The sequence below is a fragment of the Pseudomonas turukhanskensis genome, from assembly GCF_027922365.1.
GTDB classification, from domain to species: Bacteria; Pseudomonadota; Gammaproteobacteria; order Pseudomonadales; family Pseudomonadaceae; genus Aquipseudomonas; species Aquipseudomonas turukhanskensis.
Genome location: NZ_BSFN01000042.1, coordinates 1 through 8,425, shown reverse-complemented (window position 1 = coordinate 8,425; position 8,425 = coordinate 1). Strand labels below are relative to the sequence as shown.

Genomic DNA, 8,425 nt, shown 5'->3' with positions numbered 1-8,425 from the left:
TTGGAGCCAATAAAGATAAACCGCAGTTGCTGCGTCATCTTCGCTTGCGGGGTGAGGTGTTCGGGCAACTCGGCAAGTGGGTCGATCAGTTCGGGCAAGGTGGCAAACACGGTCTTCACCACCAGGTCGGCAATCACCGCCTGGGAGGCAATGTCCAGATGCGGCAGCTTGGGCATGTGCCCAAGGTCGCTCACCAGGTCTGCGGTAATGCCTTCGCGCAACGCACCGATAGCTTGGCGCACGATTCTGGAGCCGCCGTATTGCTCGCGCGCGAGAAACAGAAACTGCGAGCGATTGGCTTCTACATTGGTGAGGAAGATGCGTACCGAGGCGTCGATCACGCCGCCCATCTGCATTCGTTGTGACGCACCTGGCGAATGGCTTCGCGGAAGGTTTCGCCCACTTTGGTCACCAGGGGCAGTTCGTGCATGTGGCTTAGGCGGCGTAGAAATCGATGGGCACCGATGCCTTTATGGAGACTTGACCTCACGGGGGCTTAGGCTTCTAAAGCCGCGGTCGTCATCAGATAACACGCGGCAGATTAGCTGTACTGGGGCCTATTTTGAGTCAAGCCACAGCCCGTTCCATCGAGTGACCCACGTTAGGCCATCGGACTCTTTATAGGTGTAGCTGCACTTCTGCGATACAGACACCTGGACGTGAGACTGTGATACATAAGCCGTGGTCGCCAATTGCAGTAGAGACCTGATTTCTGCGCTATTTCTAATGTCACCAAATTGATAGGAGTAGTAGTTTTTTGTAGTTCCATCGTCGTGAAGCACTGTAATGCCAATAATTCCAGCGTCTCTAAATGCAGGTTTATTCACCACCACGGATTTTATATAGCCGCCGCCGCAGCTCTCCGCAGCCAGTGCTGTTCCAGTTGTCGCAATACATAAGAAAATCAGTCCTGTTGCAGTGAGAGTTCTGGGAGATAAAAAGTTCATAAACACCTCATTGAGTTAGTTGCCGCTATTAATTGTCGAAAGAATCGCTTTGCGACCTTTTGGAGGATATTGAATAAGATTTATAAAGTCGGGTGAGTACAGGTGGGCGTAGTGGTCTGAAATGTCTTTTTTTAAGTTGTTATAGTATGTGTATTTTACATAGGGGATTGAGTTGGTCAGGTAGTAGTCATAAGTCGATTTGTCTGAGCCAAAGAACATTACAGTGTTTCTCACGGGCGCAGTATCGCTACTGGTGGGCCAAACTTCGATCCACATAAAGTCCTCATTGAAAAAAACACGCATATTGTAAGATTGGCTGGCCTCTCCTACTTTCAAGTCGTGGAGTCGGTCTAAAGACGTAAAAGAGACCACTCCAGGATTGACTCCTGGCAAGCTGGGGAGTTGTCTTCGGATTTCGACGCTGTTGTCGATCATGTAAATTTGCAGGCGCCCGTCATGCGATCTAAACCATTGGGTATTGGTGCCGGTGTTCCCATGTTCCTCTACAACAATAATATTGTCGCTCGGGAGTTTTTGCGCAAAATCCCTAGTGGAGACGCCAGTGGAATATCCGAAAGTAACTGCGGAATAGGTAAGGAATATAAACGCGCTTAAGCGTGTGCTTAATTTTTTCATGTTATGCACTTCCGTCAATAAGGATTGACAACCATTTGCTCGTACCAGTCTGGGCGATCAGTGTTAATGACGACATGTCGCCCGAGTTCGTAGCTTATATTTCTAAACGGATTGCCTCGTTTGTCCTTGTCACTATTGCCGGAAAATTTCCACCGATATTCACGATCCAAGGTGCCCTTATCGCCAACCGGATCGATGCTCCAAACGGCGGAGCGTTTGCCCAAAGGGGTGAGTTGTTTGACGTAGTCGATTAGATTGAGATAGTTCTTGCCTTGCTCGACAAACGGCGTTGCGGCCCAAAATGTTGGGTTGTATAAGCTGGTTTCATAGGTGATGACTTGCTTGGAGTTCTGTGTGGCTTTGTGCCAGGAGTTGATGGACGCTAACGTTTCATCTTTTTCAAACGCCATAGATTTATTGACTATGGGACTCCATAAAAATTGCCCGTCATAATCCGAAAATGGTCCATCTAGATAGGGTTTTATGCCGATTAATGTCCAGTTGTGTCTGTTTACGTTTTTAATGGCGACGTTAGCCAGTGCGCCGAGCGTTCGCGCTTCGTTCAAGCTATATGCAATTATTCTGTCATGCTCGTGAGCGAGTGTTGACCCCGGGGTTTTGGGGTCGATCATTAGCAGTACCTGATTTTCCATTGCCCAAGTAAGCAGCTCGGATAATAGAGGTAAGTGGTCGTCCTCATCAAAACTTAGTGACTGGTCGCGCTTGCGCATTTTGAACTTGACCAGTTCAGCGGGAGTTAGATGGTGGGGGGTCGTTTTGGCCGGACCACCCGCCGCTGACATAGAGAAATAGTGGCCTAGAAATACTTTTCGCATGGAATTAGAGGGGCCGGTTAGTGCAGCGTCGATTTCTATAATACGGTGGCCAGCATTTAGTGCTGCTTTAGCCGCTGCCAAGGTGTTTTCCGAAGCACCCTTTCCAAGCGAACGGCCCCAAAATCCTCGGTGAGGAATGGTGACAAGATCTGCACTGGCAGACCAATATGGCACCATCACTCGGTTAATTGCTCCGCATAGAGCGGGTTTGGCCGCTTGTCCCGCGCATGTTCCACATTGGTGACGGCTGTCGTAGATACTACTTGGATCAATGTTTTGCCCTGCGATCGAAATGCAGTTGGCGGCATTGGAGAAATTGGGTAGGAACAGTAAAGAAAATAGCGGCGTAATGATGGATATCAATTTTTTCATAGGTTTCAAACTCCATATAAATTCCTAAAGCTAGAAATGGGGCGGGGCGCATATATCTGCTAATTATGTTGAGCCTAATGAGCTTGTTATTCAATGGTTTGTCGAGGGTTCGGAAAGAGCTCACAACTATTTCCGCTTTTTTATTATTGCGGTCTTATATGCGAGCTTTAAGCGGCCAGATGGTGGCGCATGGTTAGAATGTATGTCTGTGGAAGTATTAGTAGTCCGCGCTGGTATGAACTACCGCTGGCCTTTTTGCCCGAATTTTTGGCGTAATTGAGTGGCGTGGGGGCGTTAAACGCTACCCAACCCCTGCCAATGCTTGGAGCCAATAAAGATAAACCGCAGTTGCTGCGTCATCTTCGCTTGCGGGGTGAGGTGTTCGGGCAACTCGGCAAGTGGGTCGATCAGTTCGGGCAGGGTGGCAAACACGGTCTTCACCACCAGGTCGGCAATCACCGCCTGGGCGGCAATGTCCAAATGCGGCAGCTTGGGCATGTGCCCAAGGTCGCTCACCAGGTCTGCGGTAATGCCTTCGCGCAACGCACCGATAGCTTGGCGCACGATTCTGGAGCCACCGTATTGCTCGCGCGCCAGAAACAGAAACTGCGAGCGATTGGCTTCCACATTGGTGAGGAAGATGCGTACCGAGGCGTCGATCACGCCGCCCATCTGCATTTCGTTGTGACGCACCTGGCGAATGGCTTCGCGGAAGGTTTCGCCCACTTCGGTCACCAGGGCCAGGCCCAGTTCATCCATGTCCGTGAAGTGGCGGTAGAAACCGGTGGGCACGATGCCGGCATGGCGGGTGACTTCACGCAGGCTCAGGCTGCCAAAACCGCGGCCGCTTTCCATCAGAAACCGCGCGGCATCGAGTAATGCCTGGCGCGTCTGCTGCTTTTGTTCGGCACGAGGTGACATGCGTGGCGCGGTTCCCTGCGATGGTTTGCCGCGCACTCTAGCAAATGCCTTCGCGAGGCGTCGAACCGGATACTGGCTTCAGTGAACAACTGTTGACTGAAAGGAATGCCTCTGGCAGTTTGGTGAACGGTTGTTCACTGAAAGTTGGTTTGCAGGTATTTCCATGACCTTGATCCCCTTCGCGCTAGTGCGCCGCACTGCGCGCTTATTGGCGCCGTTGCGTTATCTGGTATCACACGGCTGGCTGCGTGAAAGCAGCGTCGATGCCGTGCTTGCGCTGCTGCACCCGGCGTGGCGCCTAAACCGAGTTTTTGCCTGTGTGCGGGCCCGGCGTTGGGTTGCGCAAGACATGCTGGCCCTGACGCTGATGCCCAACGGCAACTGGCGGGGCGCCGAGCCGGGGCAACATATTCAGGCCTATGTGGAAGTGGCTGGGGTGCGGTTGAGCCGCAGTTATAGCCTCACCGCCTTGAACGCCGACGGCAGCGTGGAGATCGCCATCAAGCGTCATTTCGGCGGGCGTTTATCCAACCGCTTGCTCGATTACCTGGCGGTCGGCGAGGTGCTGGAAATCGGCGAGGCCTTCGGTGAGTTGCACTGGCCTGCAGACGCTGATTCGGTGCTGCTGCTTGCCGCTGGCAGCGGCCTTACTCCGCTTTTGGGCCTGCTGCGCAGTGCGCTGCAAAAAGGTTTCAGCGCGCCGGTCGAACTGCTGCATTACGTGCGCGATAGCGGTCAGCACGCCTTTGCCCAGGAGCTGCAAGCGCTCCAGCAGCAATACCGCAACCTCACCGTCCGGTCGATGCTCAGCAGCCAACTCGGCCGTTTCTCTCCCGGCCACGTTCAGGACGTTGCCCGCTCCCATGCGCTGACCTGCGGCCCGTTCGGGTTTGTCAGCGCGGTACGCGACTGGTGGGAAAGCGTGGCGAAAACCCCATTGCAATTCGAATCCTTCAGCCCGCCCAGCAGCACGCACGCGGTCAGCCACAGCCCCTTGCTGCTGCGTTTCGCCCGCGCCCAGCAGGAGGTGCTTGGTAACAGCGCCAGCTCCCTGTTGTTGCAAGCCGAAGCCGCCGGTTTACGGCCGGCCCATGGCTGCCGCCAGGGCATCTGCGCCAGCTGCACCTGCCTGCTGGTCAGCGGCGCGGTGCGCGACCAACGCAGCGGTGCCGTGCTGAGCGAGCCCGGCCAGCCGATTCGCCTGTGCGTGAGCGTGCCGATGGGCGATGTGGTTGTGGATATCTAAGGAGAAACCTATGCGCATAGACCGCGAACTGACCGCCCACGACCTGCAAGCCTTCGCCGCTGAACTGGACGAACTCGGCCGCCGCCACCGCGCCGACCTGGGCAAGGTCGACGCCCGCTACATCCGCCGCCTGCGCAGCGTTATCCGCGTGTGCACTGCCTTGGGCCGTGGCCTGTTGTTTTTCGGCTGGTTTCCGCCCACCTGGCTGCTGGGCACCATGCTGCTGGCCCTGGGCAAGATTCTGGAAAACATGGAGCTGGGCCATAACGTGATGCACGGCCAGTACGACTGGATGAACGACCCTGAATTCAGCGGCCGCACCTACGAGTGGGATATCGCCGGGCCTTCGGACTTCTGGCGGCATACCCACAACCATATCCACCACACCTACACCAACGTGCTGGGCATGGATGACGATATCGGCTACGGCGTGGTGCGGCTGTTTCCCGAGCAGCGCTGGAAGCCGTTCTATCGCTGGCAGCCGCTGTGGGTCACCTTGCAGGCGCTGCTGTTCCAGTACTCGGTGGCGGTGCAGCACCTGCGTTTGGACAAGGTATACAAAGGCAAGATGAGCACCGCCGACCTGCGTCCGCTGCTTAAGGTGTTTATGGGAAAAATCGGCCGGCAATGGTTTAAGGATTACCTGTTCTTTCCGGCGCTGGCGCTGCTGCTCGGCGCCAATGCCATCGCCGTGTTGGCCGGCAACGCCGCTGCCAATCTACTGCGCAACCTGTGGACCTTTCTGATTATTTTCTGCGGCCATTTCACCGAACGTGCGGCTGTTTTTCCACGGGAGGTAGTGGAAAACGAAAGCCGTGGGCATTGGTACCTGCGCCAGTTGCAGGGTTCGAGCAACCTCAAGGGCGGCAAGCTGTTTCATATCCTGAGCGGCAACCTCAGCCACCAGATAGAACACCACCTGTATCCCGATATCCCGGCCCGCCGTTATGCGGCGATGGCAGTAGAGGTGCGCGAGATTGCCCAGCGCTACGGGCAGACCTACAACTGCGGTCGTCTTGGCGCGCAATTCACGACGGTGCTGCGGCGCATCTGGATATACCGTCGGCCTGACATCGCCATGCCATCCCTTTGATGTGCCCAGAGGTTGAATCATTTGCCGACTAAGTAAGTCGATAACTCTATAAAGCGCCCACGTCAGGCTGTCGATGACGTCTGATTGCAGGGCGCCCACCCGCGTAAACCCCGTCGCATCAGGCCGGGGCCGTGGCTTAGGGAGAGTTGTGGATGACGTTGGCTCGTAAGATTGTGCTCTGGTGCCTGGCCATTTTTCTGGCTTTGGTGGCGATCCTGGTAGTGGTTATTGCCACTTTCGACTGGAATCGGCTCAAGCCGACCATCAATGACAACGTCTCCGAACAGCTCGGGCGCCCCTTCGCCATTAACGGCAACCTGGCGGTGCGCTGGGCCCGCGAGCCCAACGAGGCAGGCTTGCGCGCCTGGGTGCCCTGGCCCCACGTGTCGGCCGAAGACATCACGCTGGCGAACCCGGACTGGGCCAGCAATGCGCAGATGGTCAGCCTGAAACGGGTGGAAATGAGCCTTTCGCCAGTGCCCTTACTGTGGCGCACCGTCACCATCCCGCGGATAGACCTGACCGCGCCCGGCGCCAACCTCGAGCGCCTGGCTGATGGTCGCAACAGCTGGACGTTTACCCTCAAACCCAGCGACCCGAATGAACCCCCCAGCGAGTCGCCATGGACCCTGGATATCGGCGCCATCGGTTTCGACAAAGGCCAAGTGAATGTCGACGACCAGAGCCTGAAAACCAAGATCGAACTGCTGATAGACCCGTTGGGCAAACCCGTGCCCTTTGCCGAGATAGTCGGCAAGCCCAAGGCCGATCAAGCGGCCGAGCAGGGCGCATCTGCGCAGGACTACGCCTTCGGCTGGAAGCTCAAAGGGCAATACAAAGGCCAGGCCTTGAGCGGCAATGGCAAGGTCGGCGGCTTGCTCGCGCTGCAAGACAGCCGCCAGCCCTTCCCCGTGCAAGCCAATGTGCAGATCGGCACCACCAAGGTCTCGCTGGCCGGCACCCTGACCGACCCGAAAAACTTCGGCGCCCTGGACCTCCGCCTGCAACTGGCCGGCACCAGTCTCGGCAATCTGTACCCGCTCACGGGTGTGACGTTGCCGGACACCCCCGCCTACGCCACCGACGGCCACCTGCGCGCGCAACTGCGTGACCCGGCCGGCATGCAATTTCACTACGAGCAATTCAACGGCTCGATTGGCGACAGCGATATCCATGGCGATCTGAGCTACGTCGCCAGCAAGCCGCGCCCCAAACTCAGCGGCGCCCTGACCTCCAACCAGCTACGTTTCGCCGACCTCGCGCCGCTGATTGGCGCCGACTCCAAAGACGAGAAAAAAGCCCGTGGCGTGGTCAGCAACCAGCCGGCGGACAAGGTGTTGCCCGTGGATGAATTCCGCACCGACCGCTGGCGCGCCATGGATGCCGATGTGAACTTCACCGGCAAGCGCATCGTGCACAGCGAGAAACTGCCCTTCACCGACCTTAACGCCCACGTGGTGCTCAATGACGGCAAGCTCAGCCTGGAGCCCCTGCGTTTTGGTGTGGCTGGCGGGCAACTGAACTCCACCATTCGCCTAGACGGCAGTCGCGCGCCGTTGCAAGGGCAGGCGCAATTGAGTGCCCGCAACTTCAAGCTCAAAGAGTTGTTCCCCACGTTTGAACCCATGCGCACCAGCTTTGGCGCACTCAATGGCGACGTCGACTTGAGTGGCACCGGTAACTCAGTAGCGGCTTTGCTTGGCACCGCCAATGGTGATGTGCGCATGCTGATCAACGACGGCGCTGTCAGCCGCGAGCTGATGGAGTTGGCGGGGCTGAATGTGGGCAACTATGTGGTGGGCAAGTTGTTTGGTGACAAGGACGTGAAGATCAACTGCGCCGCCGCGGATATGGGTGTGAAAGACGGGCTGCTGACGACGCGCATGGTGGTGTTCGATACCGAGAACGCCTTGATTCACGTCGATGGCACCGCGAACTTCAAAACCGAACAGGTGGATATGACCATCGATCCGCAGTCCAAGGGCGTGCGGATTATTTCGCTGCGCTCGCCCTTGTATGTGCGGGGGCCGTTCAAGAAGCCCAGCGCTGGGGTGAAGACCGTGCCGTTGTTGGCAAGGGGGGCGGGGATGTTGGCGCTTGGGGCGATTGTTGCGCCAGTGGCGGGATTGGTGGCGTTGGTGGCGCCGAGTGGCGGGGGCGATCAGGTGAATGAGTGTGCGCCGTTGTTGGAGAAGATGAAGGCCGGGAAATTGTAGTTTCGGGGGGCCGCCCGTTGCCGCTTTTTTGGGCGGCGTGATTCTTCTTTACCGCGTGTGCGGGGGTGTCAGAAATTTTGTGTTCGGGCATAACATGAGTAAGAGGTGCATGTATGCCGACCAAGAAGAAACCCACGTTGCGAGAGCTACCGAAAATC

At 56.7% G+C, this 8,425-nt stretch carries 7 protein-coding genes and 1 pseudogene; 3 read left to right on the top strand and 5 right to left on the bottom strand.

Going from position 1 to position 8,425, the window contains the following annotated elements; translation table 11 throughout:
- From PKE98_RS26775 to PKE98_RS26755, 5 genes and pseudogenes are all read right to left on the bottom strand, one after another.
- A pseudogene (locus PKE98_RS26775) lies at positions 1-542 on the bottom strand (TetR/AcrR family transcriptional regulator); the annotation flags it as partial.
- A gap of 15 nt (positions 543-557) precedes the next feature.
- Positions 558-947, bottom strand: coding sequence for a hypothetical protein (locus PKE98_RS26770; protein WP_271198542.1), 390 nt, complete (start codon positions 945-947; stop codon positions 558-560).
- 15 nt (positions 948-962) lie between these two features.
- Positions 963-1,583, bottom strand: a complete 621-nt coding sequence (locus PKE98_RS26765; RefSeq protein WP_271198541.1) for a hypothetical protein — start codon at positions 1,581-1,583, stop codon at positions 963-965.
- A gap of 14 nt (positions 1,584-1,597) precedes the next feature.
- Positions 1,598-2,791, bottom strand: a complete 1,194-nt coding sequence (locus tag PKE98_RS26760; protein ID WP_271198539.1) for a glycerophosphodiester phosphodiesterase family protein — start codon at positions 2,789-2,791, stop codon at positions 1,598-1,600.
- Between the two features lie 294 nt (positions 2,792-3,085).
- Positions 3,086-3,712 (bottom strand): TetR family transcriptional regulator, encoded by a 627-nt coding sequence (locus PKE98_RS26755; protein WP_271198537.1) that lies wholly within the window; start codon positions 3,710-3,712, stop codon positions 3,086-3,088.
- 163 nt (positions 3,713-3,875) lie between these two features.
- On the opposite strand from PKE98_RS26755, the gene PKE98_RS26750 reads away from it, so the two are divergent.
- The 3 genes from PKE98_RS26750 (at position 3,876) to PKE98_RS26740 (ending at position 8,267) form a co-directional block, all read left to right on the top strand.
- Entirely contained in the window at positions 3,876-4,958 is a 1,083-nt protein-coding gene (locus tag PKE98_RS26750) for a flavin reductase family protein (RefSeq protein ID WP_271198536.1), read from the top strand.
- 10 nt (positions 4,959-4,968) lie between these two features.
- Positions 4,969-6,051: a fatty acid desaturase family protein gene (locus tag PKE98_RS26745; protein WP_271198535.1), complete on the top strand. Its 1,083-nt coding sequence runs from the start codon at positions 4,969-4,971 to the stop codon at positions 6,049-6,051.
- A gap of 152 nt (positions 6,052-6,203) precedes the next feature.
- On the top strand, positions 6,204-8,267 hold the full coding sequence (locus PKE98_RS26740; protein WP_271198534.1) for an AsmA family protein: 2,064 nt from the start codon (positions 6,204-6,206) through the stop codon (positions 8,265-8,267).
- Positions 8,268-8,425: the final 158 nt, after the last annotated feature.